Annotated in this window: 13 protein-coding genes; 1 reads left to right on the forward strand and 12 read right to left on the reverse strand. The window is 72.7% G+C overall.

The window, feature by feature from the left end:
• Positions 1-7: 7 nt before the first annotated feature.
• The 12 genes from ACW9J6_RS16025 to ACW9J6_RS16080 form a co-directional block, all read right to left on the reverse strand.
• Entirely contained in the window at positions 8-841 is an 834-nt protein-coding gene (locus tag ACW9J6_RS16025; RefSeq protein ID WP_457117480.1) for a transporter substrate-binding domain-containing protein, read from the reverse strand.
• Positions 838-2,388 (reverse strand): FAD-dependent oxidoreductase, encoded by a 1,551-nt coding sequence (locus tag ACW9J6_RS16030; protein ID WP_457117481.1) that lies wholly within the window; start codon positions 2,386-2,388, stop codon positions 838-840. Before ACW9J6_RS16030 ends, ACW9J6_RS16025 begins: the two co-directional genes overlap by 4 nt.
• A 226-nt stretch (positions 2,389-2,614) precedes the next feature.
• A complete protein-coding gene (locus tag ACW9J6_RS16035; protein WP_457117482.1) occupies positions 2,615-3,517 on the reverse strand; it encodes a LysR substrate-binding domain-containing protein in 903 nt (300 codons plus the stop codon).
• 270 nt (positions 3,518-3,787) lie between these two features.
• The gene (locus tag ACW9J6_RS16040; RefSeq protein WP_457117483.1) at positions 3,788-4,501 is read right to left on the reverse strand and encodes an ABC transporter ATP-binding protein; all 714 of its coding nucleotides are present in this window, start codon (positions 4,499-4,501) and stop codon (positions 3,788-3,790) included.
• Positions 4,498-5,250, reverse strand: coding sequence for an ABC transporter ATP-binding protein (locus tag ACW9J6_RS16045; protein WP_457117484.1), 753 nt, complete (start codon positions 5,248-5,250; stop codon positions 4,498-4,500). The genes ACW9J6_RS16040 and ACW9J6_RS16045 overlap by 4 nt, the downstream gene beginning before the upstream one ends.
• The gene (locus tag ACW9J6_RS16050) at positions 5,243-6,196 is read right to left on the reverse strand and encodes a branched-chain amino acid ABC transporter permease (protein ID WP_457117485.1); all 954 of its coding nucleotides are present in this window, start codon (positions 6,194-6,196) and stop codon (positions 5,243-5,245) included. Before ACW9J6_RS16050 ends, ACW9J6_RS16045 begins: the two co-directional genes overlap by 8 nt.
• Positions 6,196-7,059 (reverse strand): branched-chain amino acid ABC transporter permease, encoded by an 864-nt coding sequence (locus ACW9J6_RS16055; RefSeq protein WP_457117486.1) that lies wholly within the window; start codon positions 7,057-7,059, stop codon positions 6,196-6,198. The genes ACW9J6_RS16050 and ACW9J6_RS16055 overlap by 1 nt, the downstream gene beginning before the upstream one ends.
• A 19-nt stretch (positions 7,060-7,078) precedes the next feature.
• A complete protein-coding gene (locus ACW9J6_RS16060) occupies positions 7,079-8,293 on the reverse strand; it encodes an ABC transporter substrate-binding protein (protein WP_457117487.1) in 1,215 nt (404 codons plus the stop codon).
• Between the two features lie 19 nt (positions 8,294-8,312).
• Positions 8,313-9,455, reverse strand: a complete 1,143-nt coding sequence (locus ACW9J6_RS16065; RefSeq protein WP_457117488.1) for an NADH:flavin oxidoreductase/NADH oxidase — start codon at positions 9,453-9,455, stop codon at positions 8,313-8,315.
• Positions 9,452-10,744, reverse strand: coding sequence for an NAD(P)/FAD-dependent oxidoreductase (locus tag ACW9J6_RS16070; protein ID WP_457117489.1), 1,293 nt, complete (start codon positions 10,742-10,744; stop codon positions 9,452-9,454). The genes ACW9J6_RS16065 and ACW9J6_RS16070 overlap by 4 nt, the downstream gene beginning before the upstream one ends.
• A gap of 6 nt (positions 10,745-10,750) precedes the next feature.
• Positions 10,751-12,424, reverse strand: coding sequence for a hydantoinase B/oxoprolinase family protein (locus tag ACW9J6_RS16075; RefSeq protein ID WP_457117490.1), 1,674 nt, complete (start codon positions 12,422-12,424; stop codon positions 10,751-10,753).
• Entirely contained in the window at positions 12,421-14,466 is a 2,046-nt protein-coding gene (locus tag ACW9J6_RS16080; protein WP_457117491.1) for a hydantoinase/oxoprolinase family protein, read from the reverse strand. The genes ACW9J6_RS16075 and ACW9J6_RS16080 overlap by 4 nt, the downstream gene beginning before the upstream one ends.
• 106 nt (positions 14,467-14,572) lie before the next feature.
• Here ACW9J6_RS16080 and ACW9J6_RS16085 point away from each other — a divergent pair, with 106 nt between their 5' ends.
• Positions 14,573-15,166 carry a helix-turn-helix domain-containing protein gene (locus ACW9J6_RS16085; protein ID WP_457117492.1) on the forward strand — a complete coding sequence of 198 codons (594 nt, stop codon included), beginning with the start codon at positions 14,573-14,575 and terminating at the stop codon, positions 15,164-15,166.
• Positions 15,167-15,203: the final 37 nt, after the last annotated feature.

Consider the following 15,203-nt stretch of genomic DNA (forward strand, 5'->3'; position numbering starts at 1 on the left):
GCCGCTCTCACTTGAGGTACGACGTGTCCCAGTGCAGCTTCTGATTCTGCTGCGTGAACCAGTCGGACAGGGTCACGCCCCACTTCTTGCCGAGCTCGATCAGCTTGCCGTCGGCCTGCCAGCGATAGGCCATGCCGGTCATGAATGTGCCCCAGGCCTTGTCGCGCTCGTCGAGCGGGACGGCGGCGGCCCAGGGGTTGTTGTAGAGGACCGGGACCGGCATCTCGTAGCCCTCCCAGTCCGGCAGCGCGAGGTCGGCCATGATGCTGACGTCGTCGTAGAGCCACGCGATGCACTTGCCGGCGCGCAGCCCCTCCTTGCCCTCGGTGTTGCCCGCGAAGGCGATCAGGTTGGCGTGCAGCTCGGTCTGGACCTGCTTGTTGTAGAAGTTGCCCTGCTTGCCGCAGACCGGTTTGTTGGCGATGTCCTTCCAGTCCTTGATCGCGCCCTTCTTGGCGAGCAGCGTCGGCCCGGACGACCAGTAGGCCGGCTCGATCATGCCGATGATCTTGCGGCGGTCGCTGGCGTCGTACATGCCGCCGAGGATCAGGTCGATCTTGCCCTGCTGCAGGTACTGAATCCGGTTGGCCGAGGTGATGATGACCGGCTCGAACTTGACCCCGAGCGTGTCGGCCACCTCCTTGGCGAGGTCGACCTCGATCCCCTGGAGGGTGCCGTCGGGCGCCGGGAACGACCACGGCTTGAACGCGCCCTGCACGCCGACCCGCACCACGCCGCGATCGAGGATCTCCTTCAGCCGGCCCTCCGCCGCCCCGGCGGGCGAGGCGGCGAGCAGCGCCGCCGCGAGAGCCGTCGTCCTCATCAGATCGCCCGTCGTCATGTCCTGGCCTCCACCGGTTCAACCGACACTCTATCAGTCCCTCGCCGCGCGAACGTGGTGTTCTGCTCGCGCATGAAGCGGTCGACCTGCACCGTCACGTCGCCCGGGGACCATCCCAGCAGGTCGGCGACGGCCTCCGCGGCCACCTCGACCGCCGGCCGGTCGAGGTGACGGCCCCACGCAAGTCCCGTGCGCGTGTAGAGGATGCCCGCGAGGTCGCGGGCGTGCTCGGCGACGATGGCGTGGCGCAGCCGGGCCGCCTCCCCCGCCTGAGGGTCCGGCCGCGGCGCCGTGAGGCGCCGCGCGGGCGGCGGGCGCGACGGCGCCAGCACGCGCGCGACCGCGGCCCGCAGGTCGCGGCCCGCGCTCAGGTGGGACATCACCGGCCCGGCGGTCATCGCGAAGATCCCGGGCAGGCCGCGGGACGCGAGGTCGTGGATCTCGCGCACCCGGCGCCCCATCGGCTGAGAGGCGTCGTAGCCGAGCGGCCGCACGCCGGCCCAGGTGAAGACGACGTCGGCGGGCCGCAGCCGGAGACCCGGCAGGAGGAAGTTGGCCTCGCCGAGGAGGAACGCGACGTCCTCGTCCGTGGCGACGGCGTCGGCGGCGTCGCCCGCGTAGGGCGTCTCGGTCGGACCGAAGCAGAACAGGTCGCCCCCGACGGGGAGGCAGTAGAACGGCATGCCGCCGCGGTGCAGGCAGGCGATGCCGTGGCCCGCGTAGCGCGGCGGCAGCCGCACGACGACGTGCGCGCCCTTGGTGCCCGTCACGAGCGGCGCCTGCAGCCCCGGCGCGATCCCGGCGACGACCTCGTCGGACCACGTCCCGGCGAGGGTGAGCACCACCGGGGCCTCGACCGTCTCGGCGCGGCCGTCGCCCGACAGGCGCAGGCGCCAGCCCCCCGCGCCGCGTCCGGCGATGGCCGCCCGCGTGAACAGGCGCAGCTCCGCTCCGCCGCTCTCCGCCTCGAGGGCGGCGTCGACGCAGAGCCGGTCGGGCGAGTCGATGATGTACTCGCGGTAGGTGGCGACGGAGCGCAGGCGGTCGCGGTCCCGGAGGTCGCCCGCGAAGGGCAGGTGCCGGTCGATGTCCCGCGCGACCCGCCGGTAGTCGAGGGACGGATGCGCCGGGCCGAGGCGCGCGAGCAGGCGGAAGCCGAGATCGAGGTGCCATCCTCTGACGGCATCGCCGCGATAGACGGGGAAGCACATCGTGAAGGGCTTGCAGATCTCCGGCCGCAGGGCGCTGAGCTCGGCGCGCGCCTGCATCGCCGCCCGCGCCATCCCGGCCGCGCCAGCGAGGCGGCGGGGTGAGGACAGGAAGGTGCGCAGCGGGCGCGGCGTCTCGAAGTAGCGCAACCCGCAGTGCAGGATCCGTGACGACCGGCTCGACGCGCCGGCGGCGAGGTCGGACTTCTCGGCGAGCAGGACCTTGTAGCCGGCCGCGGTCAGTTCGCGCGCCGCACTCGTGCCGTTGATGCCGCCCCCGATGACGACGACGTCGTAGCGGCTCCCACTCTGTGCTTCGCGCCGTGAGGAAAAACCCACCGCCCGTCCTCGAAACCTGCGACACCACGGAGTGAACCCCGAAATCCGGAATGCGCAAAATTGAATGTTCGCGGATCGTTATGCGCGTTTCGCATACAGGCTGAGACACACGCCGGATCACCGGGCGGTCCGAGGGCGTGCGGGTTCGCGTCGAACTCTCCCGCCTTTTCCGGACAAGGGGTTGGAACGACGTGCCATCCTGATTGGCTGCGGCGCCGGCACCTCTTCAGTCCGGGAAGCGCGCCATCAGGCGGTCGCGCTCGGCGGCCATCAGGGTCAGGAGGGCCTCGGCGGCCGGGTTGGCCGGGCGCGACTCGGGACGCAGGAGCGCGACGTTGAAGGGGATGGTGGGCACGAAGCGCAGGAGCCGCACCCGCGCGTCGTGCTGGATCAGCCCGGTATAGGGGTCGACGAGACCGACGCCGACGCCCTGCTTCACCAGCTCGTAGACGACCATCGACAGCGGGGCCTCGTAGCGCGCCTCCAGCGGCACGCCGCTCGCCCGGAAGGCCTGGGGCAGCAGCTGCCCCATCGCGGTAAAGGACGAACCGACGATGAACGGCACCCCGCGCAGGTCCGAGGGCCCGACTTGGCTCCTCCCGGCGAGCGGGTGATCCGCCGGGACGGCGAGCAGGTAGGGACGGTCGCTGAAGATCTCGGTGCGGAAGCCGGAGCGCTTGACCGGCATCTCCGCGAAACCGAAGTCGATCTGCTGGGAGGCCGCCCATTCCTCCACCTGCACCGAGGGCTGCACGTTGAGCAGGACCCGGGTCCCGGGCCAGTCCTGCGCGAAGGCCGCGACCGTCGCCGGGATGAAGTTCAGCCCGAGCGCGGGCAGCACGGCGGCCGAGATCCGGCTGCTCTCGCCCGCGGCCGCCCGGGACGCGAAGGTCTTGAGGGATTCGAGCGAGACGTAGGCCCGCTCGACCTCGTCGAGGAGGAGCTGTGCGGTGGCGGTCGGGACGACCAGGCCGCGCCGGCGCTCGAACAGCTTGGCGCCGAGCTCCGCCTCCAGCTTGTCGAGCAGGCGGCTCACCGCCGGCTGGCTCCGCCCGAGCACCTCGGCCGCCGCGCTCACCGTTCCGGTCAGCATGACGGCCCGGAAGGCGGCGAGGTATTGCAGCTTCATGACCGGCGGCCCGCTGACGTGTCGGCCGTCCGATACCACACGATCCGGCGCACGCCGCGGCCGCGCGGAGCCGGGGGGCGCCGTCGGGCGGTTTCGCCGCTCATACCAACGGCCCAGGATGCTGACGCATCGATTCGATCTCGGGCAAGCCCGAGATCGACGGGGCCGTTGACCATCTCGAATTTCCGATGCCAAGCCCAAGGTTCAGGATTCTGGGCTTGGCGGAAATTCGAGAGCGCAACCAGCGGTCATTGGAAATGACCGCTGGTATCAGGCGTGTTCGAGCGTCAGGTGGCGGGCGCGGACGTCCTCGGCCGCCGACAAGGCGTCCCGGTCCCCGGTCCAGACGATGCGCCCGCCGTCGAGAATGGCGAGGCGGTCCGCGACGGCGGTGCACACGGCGAGGCTCTGCTCGACGAGCAGGATGGACAGCCCGGCCGCCTTCAGCCCGCGCAGGCTCTCGACCAGGGCATCGACGATGACCGGCGCGAGCCCCTCCGTCGGCTCATCGAGGAGGAGGAGCCTGGGGCCGGTGACCAGCGCCCGTCCGATCGCCAGCATCTGCTGCTCGCCCCCGGAGAGCTTGCCCCCCGGCGTCCGGCGCCGCTCGGCGAGGGACGGGAACATCGTCCAGATGCGCGCGACCGGCCAGGGCGAGGTGCGCCGCGCCGCCAGGGTCAGGTTCTCCTCAACGGAGAGCGTCCCGAAGATGCCGCGGTGCTCGGGGACCAGCGAGAGGCCCCTGCGCGCGATCGCGTGGGCGGGCAGGCCGAGGATGGGCGCCCCGGCGAGGCGCACGTCGCCCTCCGCGCGGGCGAGGATGCCGGCGAGGGCGCGCATCGTGGTGGTCTTGCCGACGCCGTTGCGGCCGAGCAGGGCGACGAGCTCCCCGTCGCCGACCGTGAGGTCGATGCCCTGGAGGATGTGGCTCTTGCCGTACCAGCCGTTGAGGTCCCGCACGGACAGCATCGGGGCGGCGCTCATGCGGAACTCCCCAGATAGGCGGTCCGGACCTCCGGGTTGCTGCGGATTCCCGCCGGGGCGTCCTCGGCGATCACGCGCCCGCGCGCCATCACGGTCACCCGGTCGGAGATGTCGAGGACGACGCTCATGTTGTGCTCGATCAGCAGCACCGCCATGCGCGCGCGCAGCGACTGGATGAGCGCCTTGGTGCGCTGGACGTCGTCGATGCCCATGCCGGCGAGCGGCTCGTCGAGGAAGATCAGCTTGGGCCGCCCGGCCAGGGCCATGCCGATCTCCAGCGCGCGCTGGCCGCCGTGGGACAGGCCGTCCGCGCGGGTCTCCGCGCGGTCGGACAGGCCGATCAGCGCCAGGAGGTCGCCGACCTCCGCCCGGATGTCCGCGCGGCGCCCCGGGCCGCGCCAGAACACCCAGCCCTCGCCCGCCTCGCGCGCCTGCACGGCCAGCCGCAGGTTCTCGGACACGCTCAGGCCCGGGAACAGCGACGTCACCTGGAAGGAGCGGCTCATGCCGTAATGCACGCGGCGGTGGATCGAGGCGCGCGTGACGGCGTGGCCGTCGAACAGGATCCGGCCGCCGCTCGGCCGCCGCACGCCGGTCAGCGCGTTGAAGAGCGTGGTCTTGCCCGCGCCGTTCGGGCCGATGACGGCGTGGATCGTGCCGGGCCGCACCGCCAGCGAGACGCCCGACAGGGCCTGGAAGTCGCCGAAGCGGACGTCGACCGCCTCCGCGACCAGGAGCGGCTCAGCCACGAGCCGCCTCCCGGCCCCGGAGCGCGGCGAGGCGCCAGCCGAGGCTCCACAGGCCGCCCGGCAGGAACAGCACGAGGCCGATCAGCAGGAGGCCGATCAGCGCCATCCAGCGCGGCCAGATCCCTGACAGCACCTCGGCGGCGATCATGTAGAAGGCCGCGCCAGCCAGCGCCCCGCCGGGCGCGCCGACGCCCCCGATCAGCGCCATCACCAGCAGCCGCTGGCTCATCTCGAGCTCGATGTCGCTCGGCGGGACGAAGCCGAGGACGGCGACGTGGAGGCCGCCCGCGAGCCCGGCGAGGCCGCCGGCCAGCGCCACCGCGGCGGACTTGTAGCGGGCGACCGGGTAGCCCAGCACGGCGCTGCGCGGCTCGTTCTCGCGGATCGCCGCGAGCACGCTGCCGAAGGGCGAGGCGACGACGCGCTGGACCAGCAGGAACACGATCAGGAAGGCGCCCGCCGCGACGGCGTAGAGGGCGAGCGGCCCGTCGACGGGCAGGCCGAGGACGCCGAACCGGCGCGGCAGGCCCGACAGCCCGTTCTCGCCGCCGGTCACGTCCTTGAAGGCCAGCGTCGCGAAGTAGCCCATCTGGGCGAAGGCGAGGGTGAGCATGACGAAGTAGACGCCGTGGCGCCGCACGATCAGGCTGCCGAGGAGGCCCGCCAGGACCGCGCCCGCTGCCGTGGCGCCCAGAAGCGCGGGCAAGAGGCCGAGGCCCCCGTCGCGCAGCAGCAGCCCGCCCGCGTAGGCGCCGACCCCGAAATACAGGCCCTGGCCGAAGGACAGGAGCCCGACCGAGCCGAGGAGCAGCGTCACCGACAGGGTGCCGACCGCGAAGATCGCGATCTGCGTCGCCAGCGTGACCGGCACCACGACCGGCAGGATGAGGAGCGCCGCGAGCACGATCGCGCTCGCGAGGCCGGGGAAGCGGGCGGCGTCGCGCATCAGACGCGTCCGAGCAGGCCGGTCGGCCGCACGAGGATCACCAGCGCCATCGCGGCGTAGATCATCAGCTGCGCCCCTTCCGGCCACAGCGTGCTCATCAGCGACTGGATCAGGCCGATCAGAAGGCCGCCGACGAGGGCGCCCGACAGGGTGCCGAGGCCGCCCACCACCACCACCACGAAGGCGATGCCGAGGGCCTCCGAGCTCATGAAGGGCTCCACGCCCCGCAGGGGCGCCGCCAGGACGCCCGCGAGGCCGGCGAGCGCCGCCCCGAGCGCGAAGGTCGCCATGAAGACCCGGTCGACGTTGATGCCGAGCAGCCCGACCATCTCCGCGCTCTCGGAGCCCGCGCGCAGGATCGAGCCGAGCCGCGTGCGCTCGATGGCGACCCACAGCACCAGGGCGACGACGGCCGCCACCCCCACCACCGCGAGGCGGTAGGCCGGGTAGACGTAGGGGCCGAGGAACACGATTCCGCTGAGCGCGGCGGGCACCGGCACGTTGTGGCCGAGCGGCGAGAACAGCAGGATCACCCCCTCCTGGATGATCAGGGCGACCGCGAAGGTGATCAGGATCTGCGCCTCGTGCGGCAGCGCGTAGGTATGCCGCAGGAGGGTCCGCTCCACGGCGAGCGCCAGCAGCGCCACGACGGCGGGCCCGAGGAGCAGCGCCCACCAGAAGGTGCCGGTCCAGAGCACGACCGCGTAGGCGACGTAGGCCGCCGCGAGGTAGAACGCCCCGTGCGCGAAGTTCACGAAGCGCAGCAGCCCGAAAATCAGCGTCAGGCCGACCGACAGGAGGAAGTAGATCATCCCGATGCCGGTCCCGTTCAGGACCTGGAACAGCAGCAGCTGGGCCGACATGCCGGTGCGGCGCCCGCGATCAGAGGGAGGCCGTCATCCGGCAGCCGGTCTTCTCCGGCGGCAGGAAGGCCTTGGTCGCCGCGACGATGTCGACGAGGTCGTTCTTGTCCTTCATGGCGGACTTGGCCTTGCCGAGCATCAGGTAGTAGTCCTTGATGACCTGGTGGTCCTCGGCCCGGATCGTCTCGGTCCCGGTCGGTCCCTCGTAGCTGAGGCCCTCGAGCGCCTTGATGATGGCGGGCACGTCGGTCGCGTTCGCCCGGGTGATGCCCTCGATCAGCACCTGCGCGACGGCGTAGCCGCAGGCGTGCAGGTAGTTCGGCACGTCACCGGTCTTCGCCTTCACGATCTCGGCGACGCGGCGGCCGCCGGGGGTGTCGACCCCGTGCCAGAAATTGGCGCCGAAATACACGCCCTCGCAATTCTCCGGGCCGAGCGCCTGGAACTGGTCGAGGCCGGTGGACCACACCGCCAGGATCTTGGTGTTGCGCTTCATCCCGTAGCTGATCGCCTGGCGCACCACGTCGACGGTCTGGTTGCCGAAGTTGCAGATCGCCAGCACGTCCGGGCTCGCCGCCAGCGCGTTGGCGATGTAGCCGGAATACTCGCGGTCCGACAGCGAGTGGTAGCTGTTGCCGACGTGCTCGATTCCCTTCTCCTTGAACACCTCCTTGCAGTTGGACAGGAGGCTGTCGCCGAACACGTACTGGCCGGTGATGGTGTACCAGCGCTTCGCCTTCGGGAACTGCTCGATCAGCGGCCGGACCGTGGCGTTGACGGCGCTGTAGCAGGCGACCGGCCAGCGGAAGCTCGACTTGTTGCAGTCCTTTCCGGTCGATTCGTCCGCGCCGGCCTCGTTCACGTAGATGCCCTTGCGGTTGTAGACCTCCTTCTGCAGCGCCAGCCCGATGGCCGAGTTGGTGCAGCCGATGACGTGGCGGACGTTGCGCTGGGTCATCGCGTCCTGGACCTTGCGCACCGCCTCGGCGGCATCGCCCCGGTCGTCGAGGAGCAGGTAGTTCAGCCTGTTGCCGGCCGCGGTGCCGTACTGCTCGAAGGCCCACTTGGAGCCGTCGTTGAGGGACGAGCCGACATTCGCGAAGGTGCCGGAGAGCGAGTAGACGGAGGCCACGTCGAGGACGCTCTGCGCGTTGGCGCGGCGGATGATCCCCGGGGCGGCGAGCGACACCGGGGCGGAGGCCAGGCCGGCCAGGATCTGTCTGCGGTTCATCATCACGTCGCCCTCCCGTCGATCACCGATCCGATGGCGTGCCGCTCCTGGCGGCCCGGTCGCGCTTGTCGAGCCACCAGCCCCACGGCTTCGGCCAGTGCGCGAAGCTGTCGTCCACGCCCAGCGCGCGGGCGGCCCCGAGCGGCCAGTGCGGGTTGAGCAGGGCCTCGCGCCCGATGGCGACGAGGTCCGCGCGCCCCTCGCGCACCACCGCGTCGGCGAAGGCCGGCGTGGTGATCAGCCCGACCGCCATGGTGGGGACGTCGGCCTCCGCCCGGATCCGCTCGGAATACGGCACCTGGTAGCCCTCGGGGCGCCGGAGCATCCGGGTGGTGGTGCGCTCGCCGAGGCCGCCGGAGGAGCAGTCGACGACGTCGACGCCCGCCCGCGCGAGACGGCGCGCCAGGGCGACGGAGTCGTCGAGGGTCCAGCCCCCCGGCTGGTCGTCCACGCAGGAGAGCCGGACCATCAGCGGCCGGTCGGCCGGCCAGGTTGCGCGCACGGCGTCGACGACCTGCAGCACGAGGCGGATGCGGCCCTCGAAGTCGCCGCCCCAGGCGTCCTCGCGATGGTTGGCGAGGGGCGACAGGAAGCTGTGCAGGAGGTAGCCGTGCGCCGCGTGGATGTTGAGCACGCGGAAGCCCGCCGCGGCGGCGCGGCGCGCCCCGGCAGCGTAGTCCTCCAGGATCCGGGCGATGCCGTCCGCGTCGAGGGCGTCCGGGACGTGCCAGCCGGGATTGGCCGGGACCGCGCTCGCCGCGACGGTGGTCCAGGGCGGCTCGCCCGCCTGGCTCACGAGCGGCGCGTAGCCCTCCCAGGGGCGCGACACGCTCCCTTTCCGGCCGGCATGGATGAGCTGCGTGCCCGGCACCGCGCCGAACCGCGCGATCTCCTCGGCGAGCCCCGCCAGGGCCGGGACGTGGTCGTCGGACCAGATGCCGAGGTCGTGGTGCGTGACGCGGCCCTCCGGCACCACGGCGAGCGCCTCGGTGATCACGAGGCCGGCCCCTCCCAGCGCCAGCCGGCCGTAATGCTGCCGGTGGAAGGCATTCGGCAGCCCGTCCGGCCCCGCCGCGTATTGCTGCATCGGCGAGATCACGATCCGGTTGGGAAGCGTGACCTCGCGCAGGGCGAGCGGGGCGAAGAGGTGTGCGTGTGTCGTCATCCGGCCAGTCCTACGCGGTCGCGGAGCCAGGCCCAGGCGATGCCGGCCGAGAGGGCCGGGCGGCGCAGGCGGTGCCAGGAGATCGGGGCCATGGACGTGGCCGGCAGCGGGGGCGCCTCTCCGGTGAGGGCCCGGCGCGCCAGCCACCCGCCCATGACGGTCGCCATCGCGACGCCGCGGCCGTTGTAGCCGTAGCCGAGATGCAAGCCGGGCGCCGGCTCCTGCACCCGCGGCAGCCCGTCGAGGGTCAGGCCGACCTGGCCGGACCAGCTGGCGGCGATCGGCACGCCCGCGACCTCCGGGAAGATCCGCCGCATCGCCGCGACGAGCGCCTGCCGGAAGACGGGGCTCTCCGCCTCGCCGATCGCGCCGCGCCCGCCGAACATCAGCCGGCCGTCCGGCGAGCGCCGGAAGTAGAAGGCGAGGCGCCGCGTCTCCGAGCAGCAGCGCCCGTCGGGCAGGATCCGGGCGAGGAGCGCCTCGGGCAGGATCTCGGTCGCCACCTGCACGCTCTGGACGAGCAGCATCGCCTCGTTCAGGCCGGCGACGAGGGGGGTCGAGTAGGCGTCCGTCCCGACGACCACCCGCCGCGCCCGCACCACCCCGCCGGGGGTCCGCAGCCGCCAGCGATCGCCGTCCGGCTCCAGGGCCCCGACCGGCGTGGATTCGTGCACGGCCGCCCCGGCCTCCCGGGCCGCGCGGGCGAGGCCGCGGGTGTAGGACAGCGGGTGCAGCGTGCCGGCCCGCCGATCGATCCAGCCGCCGTGGTAGCCCCGCGCGCCGGTGAGGCGCTCCACCGCGGCGGCGTCGAGGAGGTCGACGGGCGCTCCCTCCGCTTCCCAGTCGCGGGCGCGCTGCTGCACGCGGGCGAGGGCCGGCGCCGCGTGGGCGGCCTGGACCCAGCCCTCGCGCGCGGCCGCGCAGGCGATCGCGTGCTTGGCGACCCGGTCGAACACCGCGTCGGCCGCCGCGCCCACCGCCGCCGTGAGGCGCCGGCCCGCCGCCTCGCCGAACCTCTCGCGCATCTCGGACGGGTCGTATTTCAGCCCGGGGATCACTTGGCCGCCGTTGCGGCCCGAGGCGCCCCAGCCGATCGTCGCTCCCTCCAGCAGGATCGTCGCCGCGCCGGCCTCGACCGCCGCGAGCGCGGCGCTGCACCCGGTGATGCCGCCGCCGATCACCGCGAGGTCGACATTGGTCTCGCCCGCGAGGGGCGGCGCGGCGAGTGGCGGCTCGGCCGCGGTGGTCGACCAGAGCGAGCGGTGGTGGCTGTCGGCCGAGGATCCCATGGCGCCCTACTCGGCCGCCACGGCGGACCAGGACGCGGCCCGTTCGTCGGAGATGATCCCGTCCTCCCGATCCCGCCGGATGCGCTCGGCCGGGCGCTTGTGCGGGGCGCCGTAGCCCCCTCCCCCGCCGACCGCGATCGTGACGACGTCGCCCGGCAGGAGGTCGATGGCGGTCTTCGACGGGAGCGACAGGACCTCGCCGTTCCGCAGCACCTCGCAGGCGCCCGTCGTGCCCGGGCCGCCGCCGAACAGGCCCTCGGGGGCTCGCTTGAAGCGGTCGCTGTAGAGCGACAGCCGCACGCCCTCGCGCAGGATCTCGTAGCGGCGCCGGAAGCCGAGCCCGCCGCGGTGCTCGCCGATCCCGCAGCTGTCCGGCGTCAGCGCGTAGGCGACCACGCGGAAGAACGGGAAATCCTGGTCCAGCGCCTCGACCGGGGTGTTGGTGCAGTTCGACAGCGGCGAGTCGACCGCGTCGCACCCGTCCGCGTCCGCGGCGGCGCCGTAGCCGCCCCCGAAGATCTCCAGGTAGACCGACCAGCCCTGGTCGCCGAGCCGCGAGAGCACGCCCACCGTGGTGGTGTCGAAGCCGCAGGCGATGACGCGCTCGGGCACCGCCTGCGCGAGCGCCTTCATGACGGCGTTCCAGGCCCGGAAACTCGCCTCCATGCGGGCGCGCACCGGGGCCGGGTGGCGGGGATTGAGGAGGCTGCCCTTCGGGGCCGTCACCGTCACGGGCCGGGCGGCGCCCGCGTTGAAGGGGATGTCGGGGCTCGTCAGCACGCCCTTCACGCAGGAGAGCGAGGCCGAGACGGTGGCGGCGAAGGGCACGTTCAGGTTGCGGCGGACCTGCGGCGCCGTCCCGGTGAAGTCGATCGTGATGGCGTCGCCCTTGACGGTCACGGTCGCCCGCACGGGCAGCGGCGCGTCCGAGAGGCCGTCGTCGTCGACCGCGTCCTCGCCGTGGTAGACACCGTCCGGCACCGCGCGGATCGCGGCCCGCATGCGCGTCTCGGAGTAGTCGAGCAGAGCCGCCATCACGGCCCGCAGCTTCTCCGCGCCGTAGCGCTCGGCGAGTTCGGTGAGCCGGGCCGCCCCGATCGCGTTGGCGGCGATCTGGGCGTCGAAGTCGCCCATGGTCTGGTGCGGCACCCGCACGTTCGCGCGCAGGAGACGCTCGAAGGCGCCGCCGTGCCAGTCGCGCGCCATGTTGAGCTTGAGCGGGGGGATGATCAGCCCCTCCGAGTAGACGTCGGTCGCCGCGGTGTTCAGCCCCGGATCGCCCCCGGAGATGTCGAGGTGGTGCGCGACCGAGGCCGAGAAGCCGAGCAGCTCGCCCCGGAAGAAGATCGGGTGGAAGAAGAACACGTCCTGGAGGTGCTGCCCGCCCGAATAGGGGTCGTTCATGACGAAGAAGTCGCCCTCCGCCAGCGTCTCCTTCGGGTAGAGGGCGAGCGCCGGCTGGATCACGTGCCCGATCGTGCCGAGCTGCATGGGGATCAGCTCGGCCTGGGCGATGGTGTGGCCGTCGGCGTCGAGCAGGGCGGCCGAGCCGTCCTGCGCCTCCCGCAGCACGGTCGAGTAAGCGGAGCGGACGAGCTTGGCGCCCATCTCCCGCGCGGCCGAGACGATGGACTGGCTGACGACGGCGTAGTCGACGGGATCGAGGGAGAGGGCGCTCATGCGGAGATCCGGGTCATGAGGAGGTTGCCGGCATCGTCCCGGGCGGCCTGCCACGCCGGGGGCAGCCACAGCGTCGAGCTGTAGCCCTCGACGAGGGCGCTGCCCCGCACGACGTCCCCGGCGGCGATCGCGGAGGCGTCGACGAGCCGGGTCGCCACGGCGCCGCTCGGCTGCCAGACCGTGATCGCGTCCGGGCCGGCCCCCTTCGCCGGGCGCTCGCGGTTCTCGGGCAGGGCGTCGAGGCGGCGGCGGACGCCGAAACGCAGGCCGACGATCTCGATCTTCCGCCCCGGCTCGCCGCCGTGGAAGTAGATGCGCCGGTGGGCGGCGTCGAAATCGGCGGCGAGGTCCGCCGCGCCGATCCGGGACAGGCGCGCCGGATCGACCGCGACGGGAATCTCGAAGGCCTGGCCGACGAAGCGCATGTCGGCGGTCAGGTCGAAGGCGAGGTCGCTGCCGAGCCCCAGCGCGCGGAACTCCGCCTCCGCGTCGCGGCGGAACCGCGCGAACTCCTCCGCCAGCACGCCCGGCGCGGCTCCGGACAATTCCATGCGCCGGGTGAGGCCCGAGACCTTCACGTAGTCGGCCGACAGGAGTCCGAGCGCCGAGATCACGCCGGGATTGGGCGGCACCAGCACCTCGGTGATGCCGAGTTCCTCGGCGATCTCGGCGGCGAGCAGCGGGCCGGCGCCGCCGAAGGGCAGGAGCGCGTAGGTGCGGGGATCGTGCCCGCGCTGGGTCGAGACGAGCTGGATCGCCCGCACGATGTTGGCGACGGCGAGCCGGATCGCCGCCGCGGCCGCGTCCCGGATCGACAGGCCGAGGCGGTGCGCGAGGGGCTCGAAGGCGCGGTGGGCGGCGTCCGGGTCGAGGTGCATCGTGCCGCCCAGGAACGCGTCCGGCCGGATCGTGCCGCGCACGAGGTGCGCGTCGGTCACGGTCGGCTCCGTGCCGCCGCGGCCGTAGCAGGCCGGCCCCGGGACCGCGCCGGCGCTGCGCGGCCCGACCCGGAGCATGCCGCCGTCGTCGATCCAGACCAGGGAGCCGCCCCCCGCCCCCACCGTCACGATGTCGAGGACGGGCGTGCGGATCGGCAGCCCGTCGACCTCCGTCTCCGGCGACACGGACGGCTCGCCGTCGACGACGAGGCAGACGTCGGTCGAGGTGCCGCCCATGTCGAAGGTGATCAGGTTCTTCCGTCCCGAGCGGCCGGCCTGCCGGATCGCCCCGACGACCCCGGCCGCCGGGCCGCTGAACAGGGCGGTGATCGAGTTCCGGCGCATCGCGGCGGCCGGGAGGCGGCCGCCATTCGACTGCATCACGCTGAAGCCGCCCCGGAACCGCGCCGCCGCCAGCGTCGCCTCGAAGCGGTCGAGGTAGCCGTCGATCACCGGCTGGACGTAGGCCGACAGCACGGTCGTCGAGGCGCGCTCGAACTCCCGGAACTCCCGGGCGATCTCGTGCGAGCAGGCGACCCGGATCCCGGGCAGCCGCTCGGCGATGAGGGCCTTGAGCCGCGCCTCGTGGGCCGGCGCCGCGTAGGCCGAGAGCAGGCAGATCGCCACCGCCTCGTACCCGCCCGCCGCGAGCGCCGGGACCAGCTCGGCCAGGACGGCCGCCTCGTCGAGGGGCGTCACCACGGCCCCGGCGGCGTCGAGCCGCTCGGTGACCTCGAAGCAGTCCTTGCGGCGCACCGGCGGCGCGGGCTTGGCGTAGCGCAGGTCGTAGATGTTCCGTCGGCCGTGGCGCTGGAAGAACAGGATGTCCCGGAACCCGCGCGTGGTCACGAAGGCGACCGAGGCCCCCTTGCGCTCCAGGATGGCGTTGGTGGCGACCGTCGAGCCGTGGACGAGGTCGGTCACGGAGGCGGGGTCGATCCCCGCCGCGGCCAGCGACGCGAAGGCACCCTCGTCGGGGCTCGCCGGCGTGCTCGGCACCTTGACCACCGTGACCTGGGCGCCGTCCACCGCGACGAGATCGGTGAACGTTCCTCCGACTTCGATGCCGACCCGCATGCGCTCAACCCCTGCGATCGTGGACATGAAAGCAGCATCCCGTTAGCATTGCAATGGCGCTGAAAATCTATGGCGTAAATTTCACCGAAACTGCGAAATCTGCCCGCCAGCAGGGCAGAGCGGGAGCGCGAGGATGGTGAGCGAGGTCGAGGCGAAGCCGGAGGGTGCGGCGGACCGGAGCGACGGCATCGGCCGCAAGCTGCGCCAGCGCCGGCTGATCAAGGGCCGCTCGCTGCAGCAGGTGGCCGAGCAGGCGGAGATCTCGGTCGGCCTCCTGAGCCAGATCGAGCGCGGCCTCACCATGCCGTCGCTGCGCTCGCTGCGTCAGATCTGCGCGGCTTTGGACATGCCGGTCGGCTGGCTGTTCGACGTTCCGGCGACCGAGCACGACGACGTGGTGGTGCGCGCCTCGGCGCGCCGCACGCTCGACCTCGGCCCGAAGGGCCTGCGCAAGGAGCTGATGTCGCCCGACGCGGTCTCGGGCATCCAGATGATGCGCATGACGATCCGGCCGGGCGGCGGGCTGGGCGAGGCCATGCGCAACGAGGCCGGCGCCAAGTGCGGGACCGTGTTGTCGGGCGTGCTGGCGCTCGAACTGGCCGGGACCGTGCACCTCATCCAGGCTGGGGATTCCTTCGCCTTCGAGGCGACGACGCTCCACCGCTACTGGTGCGTCGGCGAGGAGCCGGTGGACTTCCTCTGGGTGGTCGCTCCGGCGGTCTACTGAACGGTACGCCCTCGCACCGCGTGGGCGTGACCGCGAG

Source organism: Methylobacterium sp. JK268 (assembly GCF_054052225.1).